Genomic DNA, 16,369 nt, shown 5'->3' with positions numbered 1-16,369 from the left:
CTGCTCCCGTGTCGTCTGTCGCGGTCGTGCAGACCGCCGTGCCGATCAGCAAAGTGATCACGCGATCCACGGGATTCCACGGTAACACCTCACCCGCCCCCGCCGCCCGGCGCACCCGTACCGGCTGTCCGGGTGTCGCCGACCCGGTCAGGAGGCCGTGACCTCGGTCGATGGCCGGCCGGCCGGCGCGTCCGACTCGGCGACCGGATCCGCGGTGCCCGCCCCGGCGCCCGCCCCCGGGCCGTCCGGGCCGCCGTCGTCCGATCCCCCGTCGCCGCCCGGCCCGTCGCCGGCCCCGCCCGGCCCGCCGTCGCTCCCGCCGGCCCCGCCCGGCCCGCCGTCGCTCTGGCCCGCCGCGTCGGGCTGGGTGCGGTCGGTCGAGTGGTCGAGCACCCGCAGCGCGGCCAGCGCCGCCATCGGCACCACCAGGGCGCCGGCCGCGCCGGCCACGTCCAGGGCGTCGCCGCCCAGCAGCCCGCCGATCACCGCGGCAACGGCGGTGCCGGCCATCGCCGCCCGCATCGCCGGGTAGATGCCGAACAGCCGCATCAGCCCGCCCCACGGCTGAAGCAGGGCGAACCAGACCAGCAGGGCGCCGGCCAGGGCCAGCACGGTCAGCGGGCTGTTGACCAGGGTCTCGAAGTTGGCGGTGCTGGAGCGGTGCACGGTGAGCCCACCGGTGCCGTCGCCGACGGCGGCCAGGAACCGGCCGAGGCTGCCCCGCTCGGCGGCGGGCCGGCGCAGGTCCAGCACCGCGAAGCCGATGGTCAGCGCCAGCCCGGCCATGGTCGCCCAGGCCAGCCGGCTGATCGTCAGCCAGCCGCCGGCGCTGATCGCGGCGGCGACGCTCAGCCCGGCGGTCAGCGCGATCGCGCCGACCGGGTCGGACCCCAGGTACGGGCTGCCGACGACCACCACGGCCGCGCCGCCGACGAGCACCATGACGGTCGGCCGCCAGGACCGGCGGACCCGCTGGGCCAGCCACCCCGCGCTCAGCAGGGCGCCGGCCAGGAACACGCCGAGCCCGACGGTGCCCAGCCCGGCGTACCGGCCGCCCTCCAGGGCCGAGTAGCCGACCACCCCGTTGAGCTGGAGGCGGGCGCCGGTGAGCACGTCCACCCCGACGGCCAGCGTGGTCAGCCCCGCCACCGCGCCGAGCGGGCCGAGGGTGCTCGCGTACCCCGGCGCCAGCCGGACCACCGCGGTCGCGGCAACCAGCAGCAGCACGGTCACCCCGGCGAAGTAGACGCCGGCGTGGTCGCCGCGCCACCACGGCACCGCGTCGGCGAGCAGGGCCGCCGGCACGGCCAGGGCGGCCCCGATCAGCAGCAGCTCGACGACCGACACGACCCGCCGCGACACCGGCTCCGGGCCGTACGGGCCGGCGTGCCGGCGGGCCCGGCGCAGCAACGGCAGCACCGCCACCGCCAGGAGCACCTGGACGCCGGCGAGCAGGGCGAAGAACCAGTCCGCCACCCGCCGTTGGGCGGCCGCCTCCCGGTCGGCGTCGGCGGGCTGCGCGATCGCGGCGGCCAGATCCGCCGGCCGCCCGCCGACCGATTCGGCCGGCCGACCGAGGAAGAGCCGCTCGGGCATCGGCCGGCCCAGCGCGGTGAGCGCGGTCGGTGCGAGGTCGACCAGTTGCAGGTAGCCCTCCCGGCCGGTGCTGGCCGAGGTGAGCCATCCGCGCTCCCAGCCCGGCCCGTCGGCGACGGCCACGTGCAGCCGGGACGGCACCTCGGTGTCGGACACCCCGGCGACGATCACCAGCGAGCGGGGCGGCCGGGCGGCGAGCACCCGGGCCAGCCGGGCGTCGGCCTCGCGGGCCGCCGCGGCCCGGGCCGTCGGGTCCTCGCCGGTGACCGTGCCGAGGTCGACGATGCTCAGCACGCACGAGCCGAGCAGCTCGGCGGGGTCCTCGGGCAGGGCCGCCGCGTACCGGTCGACCCGGCCGAACGGCCGGGCGGCGGCGACCGCCGCACCGGGCCCGACCGCCACCGAGCAGCGCACCGACTCCGACAGCGCGCCGGGCACCGCGCCCCACGGCAGCCGCTCCTGGTTGTGCAGGACGACGCTCTCCTGGTCGGGCAGGTTCGCGCCGATACCGTCGGGTTGCTCCACGGTCACCGCCGTCGGGGGGCAGCCCCCGACCTGCCGGCTGCCGTTCCAGGCGGCGTAGCTGCCCGCCCCGAGGGTCAGCCAGCCGTCCACGGGGCAGGTCGGCCGGTGCGCGGAGCGCACCGAGAGGGAGCCGATGGAGCCGTCGCGGGCCATCCGCCACAGCGTCGGGGTGGTCTCCGGGTCGACGTCCTCCCAGCGCAGCCCGGCCACCCCGGCAAGCACGACGAAGTCGGCGGTGCGCTCGGGCGCCTCGCGGTCCGGCCGGGCGGTCAGCGCCGCGATGCCGAGCGCCACCACGACCAGGGTCAGCAGGGCCGGGGCGAGTCTGCGCAACATCACCGGCGTCCCGTCGACGGGGCGTGACCGTCACGTCCGGGCTCGGCGGGCCCCCCGTCGGTGCCGGGGAGCGCGGCTCCTGCCGCGTCCGGAGCCAGCTCGGCGTAGAGCGCCGCGAGCTGGGCGAGGGTGTCCGCCTCGGTGGGCCAGGTCGCGGCCCGGGCGGCGCCCCGCCGGCCCAGCTCGGCCCGACCGGCCTCGTCGTCGAGCAGGGCACGCACGGCCGCGTCGACCGCGTCCACGTCCCCGGGCGGCACCAGCACCGCGGCGTCGCCGACCAGCTCCGGCAGGCCGCCGACGGCGGTCGCCACCAGTGGTACGCCGGCCCGCATCGCCTCCTGCGCGAAGAGCTGGCGGGCCTCCCAGTCGCTGGTCACCAGCGCCAGGTCGGCCCCGGCGAGCAGGTCGGCCACGTCGGTGCGGTGCCCGAGCAGGGTCACCGGGGCCCGGGCGGCGGAGATCCGGGCGGCCAGCGGCAGGTAGGCCGGGCCGCTGCCGGCGATCACCACGGCCGGCGCCGGGGTCCGGGTGCGCCACCGGGCGGCCGCGTCGACCAGCACGTCGTACCGCTTCTGCGGGTGCAGCCGGCCGACCGAGAGGATCAGCGGCTGGTCCGGGCCGACGCCGAACTCGGCGCGGACGGCGGCCCGGCGGCGGCGCGGCGCGGGCAGCGCCGGCGCGGCGACCGGGGCGAGCCGGGCGTCCGTCGCGCCCAGCGCGGCGGCCCGCTCGACGAGGTCGGCGGAGGCGCCGAGGGCCACCCGGGTGCCCCGGGCGACGACCCGCTCGACGAGGCGGGACATGCCGCCGCGCAACCCGCCGGCGAGCACCGCGTTGTGCCAGGTGACCACGAGGGGCACGGCCGGCCGGGCGAGGACGCCGACCAGCCCGGCTCGCAGCCCGTGGGCGTGCAGCACGTCGACCGGCTCGGCGGCGAGGGCCCGGCGCAGCGCGGCCACGGCACGGGCGTCGGCGGGGGTCGGGCTGGCCGGGATCTCCACCGGCCGGAACCGGGCGCCGACGCCGGTGAAGTCGAACTGTTCCTGCGTCGCGGCGGGCCCGCAGACCAACACGGCGGCGCCCGCGGCGGTCAGCCCCTGGGCGAGGGAACGGACGTGCTGCCCGACCCCGCCGGTGCTGGAGGCGAGCAGCAGGGCCACGGTGCCGCGCCAGTTGGTGTCCGGTGTCGGTTCCGTCACCGGGACCACCCCCGCTCGTCGGTCGCCGCCGGCCGGTCACCCGTCCTGCACCCGCTCACCGGGACACCGTCTCCTTCCCGTCACCCCGTTCCGGGGGGATCTCACCCTCACCCGTCCGTTCGGCGGGGGCCGCCTGCCCGCGCCGGCCCCGGCTCAGCCGCCGGAGCACCCCGGCCAGCAGCGGTCGCACGTCCCGCCGGTCGACCAGCCAGACGACGGCGAGGAACACGACGCCGACCAGGACTCCGGACAGCATGCCCTGCACGAGTGCGGCCGGTGTCGTCGGGGTGCCGTCGCCGGCCGCGTCCAGCCAGCGGGCGGCGGCCGTCCCGGCGAGCGCCGCCAGGGCGCCGGCGAGCAGCCCGGCGGCGCCGGCCCGGCCGACGCCGGCGAGCGCGGCGGCGCCGGCCGAGCGCAGCACGGCGGCGAGCAGCAGGCCGCCGAGCAGCAGCATCCCGGCCGAGTTGGCCAGGGTGACCGCCAGCACCCGGTCCGCCACCGGGAGCAGGGCCGCCAGCGGCACCGCCGCCACCGGCACGGCCAGCCAGCCGGCGGTGATCGCCACGGTGGCGGGGCGGGTGTCGCCGCGGGCGTAGAGGGCCCGGGAGAGCACCGCGAAGAGGCCGTAGCCGAGCAGCCCCGGGGCGAAGCCGGCGATCCCGGCGGCCGTGGACCCGGGATCGTCCGGGTAGAAGAACGAGGCGACCGGCGCGGCGGTGCCGACCAGGGCCGCCGCGCCGAGGCAGCTGAACAGCAGCACGCCGCGCGCGGTCGAGGAGAGCGTGCGCCGATAGTCCCCGTCGTCCCCGGCGGCCGCCGCGGTCGCCAGCGTCGGGTACGCCGCCACGGCCAGCGGCACCGCCAGCACCGCCCAGGGCAGCAGGTACATGGTCTGGGCCAGGTTGAACACCTGCGGCGAGCCGGTCGGGCCGCCGGAGACCCGGTTGAGCAGCACCAGCAGCGCGATCTGCTGGGCGGTGACGGTGACGGCGCCGGCCAGCGCCAGCCCCTTCACCCGCGCCCGGGCGTCGGCGGGGAACGCGTACCCGGGGCGCAGCCGCAGCCCCAGCCGGCGCAGCGGGATCAGCAGCGACAGCGACAGCACCACCACGCCCGCCGTGGTGCCGCCCGACAGGATCAGCTCGCCGCCGCGGCTCACCTGCGCCACGCTCGCGCCACGTCCCTCGGCGCCGCCGAAGGCGAGGTAGACCACGATCACGGTGAGGCTGGACAGCAGCGGCGCGATCACCGGCCAGGCAAACCGGCGGTGCGCCTGGAGCACGCCGGTCAGCACGATGCCGATGCCGTAGAGCGGCAACTGCGGGGCGAAGACGCGCAGCATCCGCGCGCCGGCGGCCACCTCCGCCTCGGAGCGCCCCTCGCTGATCAGCGACACGACCGGGTCGGCCGCCACCGCGACCAGCACGGCCAGCGGCACCAGCAGGGTGACCGTCCAGGTGAGCAGGGCGCCGGTGGTGGCGGCCACCGCGCGCCGGTCCCCGGCCGCGACCGGCCCGGCCAGCAGCGGTACGACCAGACTCGCCAGCGCGCCGCCCGCGACGATCTCGAAGATGATGTTCGGGACCGTGTTGGCGATCACGTACATGCCGCCGAGGTCGCTCTTCTGCACGACCCAGGTGAAGACGGCGGTGCGGCCGAACCCGGCGAGCCGGCTGAGGACGGTGAGGACGGCGATGAGCGCGGCCGCTCCGGCGACGCGGCCGGCGCCGGCGAGGGGTGCCGGGGTCGTCACGTCAGTCGGCGCGACGGCCCAGCGCGTCGAGTTCGCGCAGCCCGGGGGTGCGCTGGATGACCTGGGTGAAGCTGACCTTCTCGCTGGCCGCGGTGAGACCGGCGAGCACGGCGAGCAGCCCGGCCCGCCCGACCGGCCCGGTACGCGCGGCCAGCGCCACGCCCAGCAGCGCGCCGAGCGCGTTCGCGCCGCTGTCGCCGAGCATCACGTCCTCGCCGAGGTCGTCGGGGAGCAGCCCGGCGGCGGCGCCGACCGCGCCCGCGGCGATTCCGCCGTGCGGGCCGGCGGCCAGCGGGGCGCCGAGGAGGATGCCGGACTTCAGCGCCCGGCCGGGTCGCAGGTCGAGCAGGTTCAGCAGGTTCGCGGTGCCGGCGATGACGCCCGCGCCGAGCAGCACGTCGATGCCCCGCCCCAGCGTGCCCTGCCGCTGGCGGCGGCGGTGCCCGGCCACCCGGGGGTCGGTGGCGAGCAGCGCGGCGGCGCCGAGCCCCGCCGCGCCCACCCCGACGACCTTGACGAGCCCGGCGGTGACCCGGCCCTCGCGCAGCGCGGCCAGGTGACCGGCGAATCCCTTGGCCGCCTTCTGCTCCGGCCGCGCCCCCACCACGTCGTCGTAGAGCCCGACGGCCCCGGCGCCCACCCCGGCGACCAGGGCCGCGGCCCCCGAGGACGCGCTGGAGGCGCCGAACGCGCCCGCGCCGGCGGCCCCGGCGGCGAGCGCCGGCCCGGCGGCCAGGGTCACCGTGCGGCCGCGGAAGTTCGTCCGGTCCAGGGCGGGGCCGGCCGGCGAGGTACGCACCTCGCGCAGCGCGTACCGGGCGGCGGCGGCGCCCGCCCCGGCGATCAACAGTCGACCGAGCAGACTCACGCGGCCCCCTCCCGCTCGTGCGTACGGCTGGATCCGGACACCGGGGTACGTCGCTCGCTCACTGGGGCAGTCTAGGCAGCAGGGTGGCGTTGTCGCCGACGCCGTACTGCCCGGCCTTCTTCTCGGTCACCTGCTGCACCATCGCGAGGGCGGTGACCAGCTGGCCCTGGACGGTGTTGGCGTTGTCGACGGTGGAGATGCTCTGCACCAGCACCGGGTCGCTGCGGACGGCCGCGACCAGGTTGCCGCCGGTCGAGCCGTTGCCGGCGACGACGATCGTCCCGACGCGGTCGAACTGCTCGGCGACCTTGAGCACCGACTCGTCCTTCTTCGCCGAGTCCTTGTCCACGTACGGCTGCCCGCTGACCACGACGACGGCCTCCGCCGACGCGCTGACCCGCTCCTCCGTGGTCAGGTAGTTGGCGTTGGTGTACGCGGCCAGCACCGCCCGCCGGTCGGCCTCGGTGACCGGGGTGGCACCGGTCGCCCGGCCCAGCAGGACGCTGGCCAGCAGCGCGCTGGACGTCTCCACCCCGTTGCCGTTGCCCGGCAGGTCGGCGGTCGGCGCGCTGGTGGGGCGCGCGGCGGTGACCGCCAGTTCCAGCAGGTCGTTGTTGTTGTCCGGATTGATGAACTTGTCCTGCAGGTCGATGCGGCCCGTCATCTCGGCCCCGCCGAGCTTGAGCATCTTGACCACGCCCTCGGTGTGGTCCCGCCCGGTGGGCAGGGTGACCACCACCACCCGCTTGCCGGCGAGCTTGCCCGGCAGGAACAACTCCGCCATCTGGGCCGCGAAGTCCTCCTCCAGCTCCAGTTCCTTCTCCATGCTCTGGACCTGCTGGCGCATCAGCTGGTTGTCCTTGCGCAGCCCGTTGACGTTCTCCTTGAGCGAGTCGGCGACCGGGCCGTTCAGTGCGGCGGTGCCGACCACCAGACCGATCGCCAACGCGAGGAAGACCGCGGTCAGGGACACCACGTGGTACCGGAAGTTGATCACACCTGCAGCCTCTTGATCGGTCGGACGCTAGAAAAGCTGTTCAAGCTGGAACACGAAATTGTTCCACCACTCGGAAACCACACCCAAATACGCCTTGCCGACGGTGGAGACCGCCACGGCGGAGGCCATCGCCGCGATCGCGGAGAGCACCAGCAGCAGCAGCGAGGACCCGGAGATGCTCTGCCGGTAGAGCCGGCTCACCCCCTTGGCGTCAACGAGCTTGCCGCCGACCTTGAGCCGGGTCAGGAACGTGGAGGCCATGCCGCCGCGGCCCTTGTCCAGGAACTCCACCAGCGTGGCGTGGGTGCCGACGGCGACCAGCAGCGAGGCGCCCTTCTCGTCGGCCAGCAGCATGGCCAGGTCCTCGCTGGTGGCCGCGGCCGGGAAGGTCACCGCCGGTACGCCGAGCCCGGTGACCCGGGCCAGGCCGGGCGCCCGCCCGTCCGGGTAGGCGTGCACGATCACCTCGGCGCCGCAGCGCAACACGTCGTCGGTGACCGAATCCATGTCACCGATGATCATGTCCGGCGTGTAGCCGGCCTCCACCAGCGCGTCCGCGCCGCCGTCGACGCCGATCAGCACCGGCTTGAACTCGCGGATGTAGGGGCGCAGCACGTCCAGGTCGGCCTTGTAGTCGTAGCCGCGCACCACGATCAGGCAGTGCCGCCCCTGGATCTCGGTCTGGATCTCCGGCACGCCGACGCCGTCGAGGAGCAGGGCGCGCTCCTGCTTGAGGTAGTCCATCGTGTTGGCGGCGAACGCCTCAAGCTGGACCGACAGGCCCTCCCGGGCGTCGGCCATCGCCTTGGCCACCGTCTCGGCGTCCTGGAGGCTGCCGTGCGCCACCGGCTCGTCGCCGACGTAGACGGTGTTGCCCTCGATCCGGACCGTGTCGCCCTCACGGATCCGCTCGAAGATCCCCTCCCCCAGGTCGTCGAGGAGCGGGATGCCGGCGCCGATCAGCACCTCCGGCCCGAGGTTGGGGTAGCGACCGGAGACCGACGGCTTCGCGTTGAGCACGGCGGCGACACCGACCGCGACGAGCGAGTCGGCGGCGACCCGGTCCACGTCGACGTGGTCGATGACCGCGATGTCACCGGGGCGGAGCCGGCCGACCAGGCGTTTCGTCCGGCGGTCCAGGCGCGCGGTGCCGAGGATTCTGCCCGGTTCCGCGTTCCGGGTCCGGCGCAACGTGGGTAGACGCATCGTGACCATCCTGGCATGTGAGGCAGGCATTTCTGTCGCGACATGCCTGAGCAGGGCCGCCTACCCAGGGAAGCACACTAGCGCGCAGGCCGGTGTGCCTGTGCTCACAATCGCCGTCCTCACGGACGCCTTTCCCGGGCCGCCACGGCGAGAAGCTCCTCGGCATGGGCGATACCCAGGTCGGAATCGGGCAAACCCGCGAGCATCCGGGCCAACTCCCGGGCCCGCTCCGTGTCCTCCACCACGCGGACCCCGCTCGTGGTGACCGCTCCGCCCGTGTCCTTCGCCACCACCAGATGCCGGTCGGCGAACGCGGCGACCTGCGGCAGGTGGGTGACCACGAGCACCTGGTGGCTACGGGCCAGCCGGGCCAGCCGCCGGCCGATCTCCACCGCCGCCTGGCCGCCGACCCCGGCGTCCACCTCGTCGAAGACCAGCGTGGGCGGCCCGCCCGAGCCGGCGAAGACGACCTCGATGGCGAGCATCACCCGGGACAGCTCACCGCCGGAGGCGCCGCGCTGCAACGGCAGCGCGGGCGCGCCGGGGTGGGCCAGCAGGCGCAGCTCGACCTCGTCGCCGCCGTCCGGGCCGACGCCGACCTCGGCGCCGTTGACCGGCAGGCTCGGCTCCGCCCGGCCGGCCGGCCGCGGCAGCACCGCCACCTCGATCCGGGCGTGCGGCATGGCCAGGCCGGCCAACTCGACGGTGACCTGCTCCGCGAAGCGGGTCGCCGCCTCCTGCCGGGACGTCGACACCCGGCCGGCCAGGTCGGCGACCTCGCCCGCCAGCCGCGCCGACTCCCGCTCCAGTTCGTCGAGGAACTCGTCGGAGGTGTCCAGGTCGGACAGCCGGGTGCGGGCCCGTTCCGCCCAGGCGATCACGCCGTCGACGTCGTCGGCGTACTTGCGGGTCAGGGCGCGCAGCGCCGCCCGGCGCTCGTAGAGGGCCTGCAACCGGGCCGGGTCGGCGTCGAGCGCGGCGAGGTAGGCCGACAGCTCGGCGGAGACGTCCGCCACCAGCGTCGCCGCCTCCTCCAGCCGCCCCGCCAGCTCGCCGAGCGCCGGATCCGTGCCGGCCTGCGCCTCCAGGGTGCGCCGGGCGGTGCCGAGCAGCGCCGTGGCGTCGGGGGTCTCGTCGGTCGCCTCCACGCCGCCGGCCACGCACTGGTGGGCCAGCTGCGCCGCGGTACGCAGCCCCTCGGCGTGCTCCAGCCGCTGCGCCTCCGCCTTCAGCTCGTCGTCCTCGCCGGGCTGCGGGTCGACCCGGGTGATCTCGTCCAGGCCGAGCCGCAGGAGGTCGGCCTCCTGGCTGCGCTCGCGGACGTTGCGCCGCCGGTCGGCCAGGTCGTCGACCACGGCGCGCCAGCGGGTGTACGCCTCGCGCAGCGCGTCGAGCAGCTTCTCGTGCTCCGGGCCGGCGAACCGGTCCAGCGCGGCCCGCTGCTCGGCCGGACGCAGCAGCCGCAGCTGGTCGGACTGGCCGTGCACGGCGACCACCTGCTCGCCCACCTCGCCGAGCATGGCCACCGGCATGCTGCGCCCACCCAGGTGCGCCCGGGACCGACCCTCCACCGTGACCGTGCGACTGAGCAGCACCGAACCGTCCTCGTCGGGCTCGCCGCCGGCGTCGACGACCCGGGTGTGCACGGCGGCGGCCACCCGGCCGTCGAGCCGCAGCCGCCCCTCGACCACCGCCCGGCCGGGCTGGGCACGGACCCGCCCCGCGTCGGCACGGCCACCGAAGAGCAGGCCGAGGCCGGTGACCACCATGGTCTTGCCCGCACCGGTCTCGCCGGTGATGACGTTCATGCCGCCGGTCAACGGCAGCGTGGTGTCCTCGATGACGCCCAGTCCGGTGATGCGCAGCTCTTCCAGCACAGCAACCGACAGTAGACGCGGCCCCCGACAGTTGACCAGCCGGCACGGGCGTACCGGGGAGTCGCGCCCCGCCTCACCACCGGCCGGGCGCCCCGGTGCGGCCGATCGCCGCCGGTGCGGACACGCGCCACGGACGCGCTGTCAGCGGCGGTTGCCGCGCCAGCCGTGCACGGGCAGGTCGAACTTCGCCACCAGCCGGTCGGTGAACGGGCGGTCCCGCAGCCGCACGATGCGCACGGGCAACGCGCCGCGCCGCACGGTGACCCGGGCCCCGGGCGGCAGGTCGTAGACGCGCCGGCCGTCGCAGGACAGCACCGCGAGGGTGGTGAACGGGTCGACGGTGATGGCGAACGTGGAGGTGGGCGCGGTGACCAGCGGCCGGCTGAACAGCGCGTGCGCGCTGATCGGCACCAGCAGCAGGGCCTCCACCTCGGGCCACACCACCGGCCCGCCGCCGGAGAACGCGTACGCCGTCGAGCCGGTGGGGGTCGCGCAGACCACGCCGTCGCAGCCGTAGCGGGACAGCGGGCGGCCGTCCACGTCGACGAGCAGCTCCAGCATCTGGGCGCGCTCGCCCTTCTCGACGCTGATCTCGTTGAGCGCCCAGGACTCGATGGTCGGGCCGCCGTCGAACTCGGCGGTCACGTCCAGCGTGAGCCGCTCGTCCACGGTGTAGTGCCGGCCCACCACGTCCCGTACCGCGCTGTCCAGGTCGTCGATCTCCGCCTCGGCGAGGAAGCCGACCTTGCCGAGGTTGATGCCGAGCAGCGGTGCCTTCGCCGGCCGGGCCAGCTCGGCCGCGCGCAGGAACGTGCCGTCCCCGCCGAGCGCGAAGACGATCTCCGCGCCCTCGGCCGCCTCCAGGCCGGTCACCGGCACCACGCCGGGCAGGTCGAGGTCGTCGGCCTCCTCGGCGACGACCCGTACCTCGAAACCGGCCGCGATGAGGTCGGCGGCCACCGCCCGCGCGTGCTCGGTGCTGCGGCGGCGGCCGGTGTGGGTCACCAGCAGGGCCGTGCGGCTCACCGGGACGGCCGTCCCGTCGCGCCCGCCCGGCACCCGCACCCGCACGGCCCAGCCACGACCGCGGGGCTCGCCTGCTCGCTCACCCGGCCACCTCCTCCGTCGCCGTGTCCGGCAGGTCGCCGGACGGCGCCGGGCCCTGCGGCCCGGCGGTCACCACGGCACGCACCCGATCCGGGTCGGCCGGCGGTGCGTCCCGGCGTAACCATACGAAGAACTCGACGTTGCCGCTGGGCCCCGGCAGCGGGCTCGCGGCCACGTCGGCCAGACCGAGGTCGAGCCGCGCCGCCGCGGCGGCGACGTCGAGCACCGCCTCGGCGCGCAACGCCGGATCGCGGACCACCCCGCCGGCGCCGACCCGCTCCTTGCCGACCTCGAACTGCGGCTTCACCATCAGCGCGAGGTCGCCGTCGGGCCGGGTGCAGCCGGCCAGCGCCGGCAGCACCAGCCGCAGCGAGATGAACGACAGGTCGGCGACCGTGAGGTCGACCGGCCCCCCGACGGCCTCCGGAGTGAGCGTACGGACGTTGGTGCGCTCGAAGACCCGCACCCGGGGATCGTTGCGCAGCGGCCAGGCGAGCTGCCCGTAGCCGACGTCGACGGCCACCACCTCGGCCGCGTCGGCGCGCAGCAGCACGTCGGTGAAGCCGCCGGTGGAGGCGCCCGCGTCCAGGCAGCGCCGGCCGGCAACGGTCAACCCGCCGGGGGCGAAGGCGGCCAGCGCGCCGGCCAGTTTGTGCCCGCCCCGGGAGACGTACTCCGAGCTGGGGTCCTCGCCCGTGACCAGCAGCGGGTCGGCGGGGTCGACCATCGCGGCGGGCTTGCGGGCGGGTACCCCGCGCAGCTGGACCCGGCCGGCCTCCACCAGCGCGGCGGCCTGCTCCCGGGAGCGGGCCAGGCCGCGGCGGACGAGTTCGGCGTCCAGCCGGTTACGACGTGCCATGCGTGGTTCTTCTCCGGTCCGGTCAGGCCTGGTCGATGGTGGCGAGGGTTTCCCGCAGCGTCTCGTACGCCGCCTCGTACTGCGCGATCTGGTCGGCCGGGGCGAGCGTCGCGGCGTTGGCCATCGCGCGCACGGCGGCGTCAACGGCGGGGTGGCGCGCCTCGTCGAGGTCGTCGAGCGGCTCGGGTCGCGGCGGCCCGGGGCGCGGTCCGGGCGTGGGGCCCGGCCGGGCAGCGGACGGCGGGCCGGGACGGGCACCCGACGGCGGGCCGGGACGGGCAGGGCCGGTCACGAGCCGCTCCCGGCCGCGAGGCGGATCATGCCTCGCCGCCCGGCTGCTGCCTGCGGGCGGACGCCTTCTTCACCGGCCGGGCCGGCCCGGCGTCGGCGCCCTGGGCCTTCGCCGTCGGGACCTGCTCGACGTGGCCGCCCTCGGCCGGAGCGACGGCCGACGGCGCCCGCTTCGCCACCGCCTTCTTCACGACCGCCTTCTTGGCCACGGCCTTCTTGGCGACCGCCTTCTTGGCCACCGCCTGCGTCGCGACGGGCGCGCCCGGCCCGGCTGTGGGGGGCACGGCCGGCTCGGCGGCGCCCGGGGCCGCCGACGAGGTGGTGGGTGCCGACGGCGGCGGGGTGGCGGGGGCCGCGGGGGTCGTCCTGGCCTCCCGGAGCTGGCGCTCCAGCTCGTGCACCCGGCGGGTCAGCTCGGCGACCTCGTCGGCGGTGGCGAGCCCCACCGCGCCGAGGGCGCGGTCGACCTCGAACCGGACCAGCTTGGTCAGCGCCTCCCGGTTCGCCGCGCCGGTGGAGACGAGTTCCTCGGCGAGCGCCTGCAACTGGCCGGCGGTCGCCCCGCCCGAGCCGACGAGGCGGCGCACCGCGTCCTGGGCCTTCTTCCGGGGCGCCTCCGTCAGGCCCATGGCCAGCTCGAGGTAGGCGCGCCACGCGTCCTGCATGCCTGAGTCCTTCCGCGGGGCGGGGGTGTGCAGGTGTCACGCTACCGGGCACCCCGCGACGCCCCGTGCGGTACGGTGCCGGGGACGGCGTGGCGAACGGCGAGGGGGCGACAGTGGCCAGCGTGGACGAGTGCCGGCAGGCGTTGCAGGAGCTGGCCGCCCGGCTGGACCGCAACGCGGAGACGGTGCGGGAACGGATCGACCTGGACCGCACGCTGGCCTGCCGGATCACCGACCTGGACACGGCCTTCCACGGCCGGCTCGCCGACGGCCGCCTGGTCGACCTGGCCGACGGCGACGACCCGAAGGCGAAGATCGCGCTGAGCACGAGCAGCGACGACCTGCTCGCGTTGGTCCGCGGTGAACTCGACATCACCCGCGCGGTCACGTCCCGGCGAGTGTCGATCAAGGCGAACCCGCTCGACCTGATGAAGCTGCGCAAGCTGCTCTGAGCCGCGGCCGAGGCAGCCTGCTCCGAGCCCCGGGCAGGGCGGCCCGACCGCCACGGTAGAACCGGGCCGGGAGGGCGGGACCGTTCAGGCGGACAGGCCGAACGCGGTCAGCACCTGCTCGGCCGCCGCCGACCCGGCACGCACGCGCGTCGCGTCCCCGGTCCAGGCGACCGCGCACAGCGCCGCCACGGCGGCCAGCGGGCGGCCCGCCCCGGACAGCTCCAGCGCGCCGTCCCGCGACGCCACCGACCAGCCGTCCGCGGGGCCCGGGACCCGCACCACCGCCGCCGGGTCGAAGAGCCCGGCGAGGTCCATCGCAACGTACGTCGGCCGGTGCTCCGGCGGGGCGGCGAGCAGCTCGGCCACGTCGCAGACGCCGGTGAGCACCAGCAGGCTGTCCAGGCCCGCCCGCCGGGCGCCCTCGATGTCGGTGTCCAGCCGGTCGCCGACCACCAGCGCCCGGCCCTCGCCGGCGCGGCGGGCCGCGGTGGCGAACAGCGCCGGCTCGGGCTTGCCGACGACCACGTCGGGATCCCGCCCGAGCGCGGTCCGCAGCGCGGCGACCAGCGCGCCGTTGCCCGGTAGGGGTCCCCGACCGCTGGGCAGCGTCCGGTCGGTGTTGGTGGCGATCCAGGTCGCCCCGCCGCGTACGGCCACCGACGCCTCGGCCAGGTCCACCCAGCCGACCTGCGGCCCGTACCCCTGCACGACGGCGACCGGCGACTCGTCGGCCCGGGACACCGGCGTCAGCCCGGCGGCGCGGACCTCGGCCCGCAGTGCCTCGGCGCCGACCACCAGCACCGCGGCGCCGGGAGGCAGCCGGTCGCGGAGCAACTCGGCGGCGGCCGCCGCGGAGGTGAGCACCTCCTCCGGCCGGGCGGGAACCCCGATCCCGGTGAGCAGGTCGGCCACCTCGCTGGAACGGCGTGAGGCGTTGTTGGTCGCGAACGCGACGCGCCGCCCCTCGGCGTGCAGTTGGCCGACCGCCTCGACGGCGCCGGGGATCGGCCGGTCGATCAGATAGATCACCCCGTCCAGGTCGAACACGACCAGGGCGTACCCGTCGACCAGCCGCTCCCCGGCGTCCGCCGTCATCGCTGCGGGGCGTCCGACTCGGCGGTGCCGGCCGACTCGCCAGGAGCGGCGGCGTCGGTCCCGGTGCCGTCGGCGGTGGGGCCGGCCGCGACAGCGCGCGCCTCGTCGTCGGTCAGCTCGTCGTCGGCCAGGTCGTCCGTCGGCACGTCCGCGCTCCCGGTCTCGTCCCGCTCGTCGGCGGTCCCGGCCTCGTCCCGTCGCCCGTCGTCGTCGCGCTCGGCGGACTCGGCGTCGCCGGTGAGGTCGGCATCCGGACGGGCCGGCACCGCACCCGGGGCGCCCGGACCGGCGGCGATCGCCTCGGCGGACTCCTCGTCCTCCTCGTCGCCCTCGATCACCACACCGTCGAGCTCCAGCAGGCGCTCGGCGGCGTCGGTCTCGCCCTCGGTGTCCGCGTCGGCCGCCCGAGAGAACCACTCGCGGGCCTCCTCGCGACGACCGACCGCGAGCAGCGCGTCGGCGTACGCGTAGCGCAGCCGGGCCGTCCACGGCTCGGCCGCCTCGACGGTCAGCTCGGGGACCTGGAGCATGGCCACCGCCGCGTCCTTCTGGCCGAGGTCGCCGCGCGCGCCGGCCGCCACGATCAGCAGCTCGATCGCCACGGCCTGGTCCAGCTTCTCCCGGTCCGCGCCACGGAACAGGTCGATCGCCCGCTCCGCCCGACCCAGCGCCCGCTCGCAGTCCGCGAGCACCGCCAGGTGGCTCTGCAGCCCGGTCATCCGGTGGTACGTGCGCAGCTCCGCGATCGCGGTCTGCCACTCCCCCGCGTGGTACGCGGCCAGGCCCACCGCCTCGCGGACGGCGGCGATCCGGGACGCCAGCCGACGGGCGGCCAGCGCGTGCGCCAGCGCCTCCGCCGGGTCCTCGTCGATCAGCTGACCCGTGGCCACCAGGTGTCGGGCGACCGTCTCGGCGACCGGCTTGGCCAGCGACAGCAGCTCGGCCCGGACGTCCTTGTCGAGGTCGGTGGCGACGATCTCGTCGGGCAGCGCGGGAGCCTGGGTGCGCTCCCCCTCCGCCTCCGGTCGCTCCCGCCGCTCGTCGCGGCGCTCGCCGCCCCGGAAGCCGCCCTCGCGGCGCTCACCGCCACGGAAGCCGCCCTCACGGTCGCCGCCACGGAAACCGCCTTCGCGGCGCTCGCCACCGCGGAAGCCCTCACGGTCACCGCCACGGAAACCACCCTCGCGACGCTCGCCGCCCTCACGACGGAACCCGCCTTCGCGACGCTCGCCACCGCGGAAGCCCTCACGGTCACCGCCGCGGAAACCGCCTTCGCGGCGCTCGCCACCGCGGAAGCCCTCACGGTCACCGCCACGGAAGCCACCCTCGCGGCGCTCACCGCCGCGGTACCCACCCTCGCGGTCACCGCCACGGAAGCCGCCGCCCTGGCGCTCGCCGCCCTCACGGCGGAACCCGCCTTCGCGGCGCTCGCCACCACGGAAGCCGCCCTCGCGGTCACCGCCACGGAAGCCGCCGCCCTGGCGCTCGCCGCCCTCACGGCGGAACCCGCCTTCGCGGCGCTCGCCACCACGGAAGCCGCCCT

15 protein-coding genes are annotated in these 16,369 nt (G+C 76.5%); 2 read left to right on the top strand and 13 right to left on the bottom strand.

Translation table 11 applies throughout. The features are described 5' to 3' along the window. Positions 1-147: 147 nt before the first annotated feature. From ABT006_RS32905 to ABT006_RS32855, 11 genes are all read right to left on the bottom strand, one after another. A complete protein-coding gene (locus ABT006_RS32905; protein WP_350712381.1) occupies positions 148-2,457 on the bottom strand; it encodes a hypothetical protein in 2,310 nt (769 codons plus the stop codon). After that, positions 2,457-3,656, bottom strand: a complete 1,200-nt coding sequence (locus ABT006_RS32900; RefSeq protein WP_350712380.1) for a glycosyltransferase family 4 protein — start codon at positions 3,654-3,656, stop codon at positions 2,457-2,459. Before ABT006_RS32900 ends, ABT006_RS32905 begins: the two co-directional genes overlap by 1 nt. 55 nt (positions 3,657-3,711) lie before the next feature. Then, a complete protein-coding gene (gene murJ, locus ABT006_RS32895; RefSeq protein WP_350712379.1) occupies positions 3,712-5,409 on the bottom strand; it encodes a murein biosynthesis integral membrane protein MurJ in 1,698 nt (565 codons plus the stop codon). 1 nt (position 5,410) lies between these two features. Beyond that, positions 5,411-6,277 carry a hypothetical protein gene (locus ABT006_RS32890; protein ID WP_350712378.1) on the bottom strand — a complete coding sequence of 289 codons (867 nt, stop codon included), beginning with the start codon at positions 6,275-6,277 and terminating at the stop codon, positions 5,411-5,413. A 58-nt stretch (positions 6,278-6,335) separates the two neighbouring features. After that, positions 6,336-7,274, bottom strand: a complete 939-nt coding sequence (locus ABT006_RS32885) for a copper transporter (RefSeq protein ID WP_350712377.1) — start codon at positions 7,272-7,274, stop codon at positions 6,336-6,338. A 27-nt stretch (positions 7,275-7,301) separates the two neighbouring features. Next, entirely contained in the window at positions 7,302-8,480 is a 1,179-nt protein-coding gene (steA, locus tag ABT006_RS32880) for a putative cytokinetic ring protein SteA (RefSeq protein ID WP_350712376.1), read from the bottom strand. Positions 8,481-8,599: 119 nt separating this feature from the next. Further along, the gene (gene recN, locus ABT006_RS32875) at positions 8,600-10,357 is read right to left on the bottom strand and encodes a DNA repair protein RecN (protein ID WP_350712375.1); all 1,758 of its coding nucleotides are present in this window, start codon (positions 10,355-10,357) and stop codon (positions 8,600-8,602) included. A gap of 141 nt (positions 10,358-10,498) precedes the next feature. Then, positions 10,499-11,383, bottom strand: coding sequence for an NAD kinase (locus ABT006_RS32870; protein WP_350712374.1), 885 nt, complete (start codon positions 11,381-11,383; stop codon positions 10,499-10,501). A 79-nt stretch (positions 11,384-11,462) separates the two neighbouring features. Next, entirely contained in the window at positions 11,463-12,323 is an 861-nt protein-coding gene (locus ABT006_RS32865) for a TlyA family RNA methyltransferase (RefSeq protein WP_350712373.1), read from the bottom strand. A 22-nt stretch (positions 12,324-12,345) separates the two neighbouring features. After that, positions 12,346-12,615, bottom strand: coding sequence for a hypothetical protein (locus tag ABT006_RS32860; protein WP_350712372.1), 270 nt, complete (start codon positions 12,613-12,615; stop codon positions 12,346-12,348). Positions 12,616-12,640: 25 nt separating this feature from the next. Further along, positions 12,641-13,279: a phasin family protein gene (locus tag ABT006_RS32855; RefSeq protein WP_350712371.1), complete on the bottom strand. Its 639-nt coding sequence runs from the start codon at positions 13,277-13,279 to the stop codon at positions 12,641-12,643. Positions 13,280-13,392: 113 nt separating this feature from the next. Here ABT006_RS32855 and ABT006_RS32850 point away from each other — a divergent pair, with 113 nt between their 5' ends. Further along, positions 13,393-13,731: an SCP2 sterol-binding domain-containing protein gene (locus tag ABT006_RS32850; protein ID WP_350712397.1), complete on the top strand. Its 339-nt coding sequence runs from the start codon at positions 13,393-13,395 to the stop codon at positions 13,729-13,731. A gap of 84 nt (positions 13,732-13,815) precedes the next feature. Here the strand turns inward: ABT006_RS32850 and ABT006_RS32845 are convergent, their stop codons facing one another. After that, positions 13,816-14,826 (bottom strand): HAD-IIA family hydrolase, encoded by a 1,011-nt coding sequence (locus tag ABT006_RS32845; protein WP_350712370.1) that lies wholly within the window; start codon positions 14,824-14,826, stop codon positions 13,816-13,818. Continuing rightward, positions 14,823-15,761, bottom strand: coding sequence for a Replicase polyprotein 1ab (locus ABT006_RS32840; RefSeq protein ID WP_502891052.1), 939 nt, complete (start codon positions 15,759-15,761; stop codon positions 14,823-14,825). Before ABT006_RS32840 ends, ABT006_RS32845 begins: the two co-directional genes overlap by 4 nt. On the opposite strand from ABT006_RS32840, the gene ABT006_RS32835 reads away from it, so the two are divergent. Further along, positions 15,720-16,369, top strand: a 650-nt coding sequence (locus tag ABT006_RS32835; protein ID WP_502891053.1) for a hypothetical protein, incomplete at its 3' end; no start/stop codon positions are given. The genes ABT006_RS32840 and ABT006_RS32835 overlap by 42 nt on opposite strands.

It is taken from the genome of Micromonospora sp. NPDC002717 (genome assembly GCF_040295705.1).
In the GTDB taxonomy this organism is placed as follows: domain Bacteria; phylum Actinomycetota; class Actinomycetes; order Mycobacteriales; family Micromonosporaceae; genus Micromonospora.
Note: the sequence above shows the minus strand (reverse complement) of the source record. Positions and strands in the feature narration are given on the sequence as shown.

Coding starts and splice junctions, on each gene's coding strand:
- ABT006_RS32855 (WP_350712371.1), bottom strand. CDS start 13,279: ATGCAGGACGCGTGGCGCGCCTACCTCGAGCTGGCCATGGGCCTGACG.
- steA (WP_350712376.1), bottom strand. CDS start 8,480: ATGCGTCTACCCACGTTGCGCCGGACCCGGAACGCGGAACCGGGCAGA.
- ABT006_RS32905 (WP_350712381.1), bottom strand. CDS start 2,457: ATGTTGCGCAGACTCGCCCCGGCCCTGCTGACCCTGGTCGTGGTGGCG.
- ABT006_RS32845 (WP_350712370.1), bottom strand. CDS start 14,826: ATGACGGCGGACGCCGGGGAGCGGCTGGTCGACGGGTACGCCCTGGTC.
- ABT006_RS32865 (WP_350712373.1), bottom strand. CDS start 12,323: ATGGCACGTCGTAACCGGCTGGACGCCGAACTCGTCCGCCGCGGCCTG.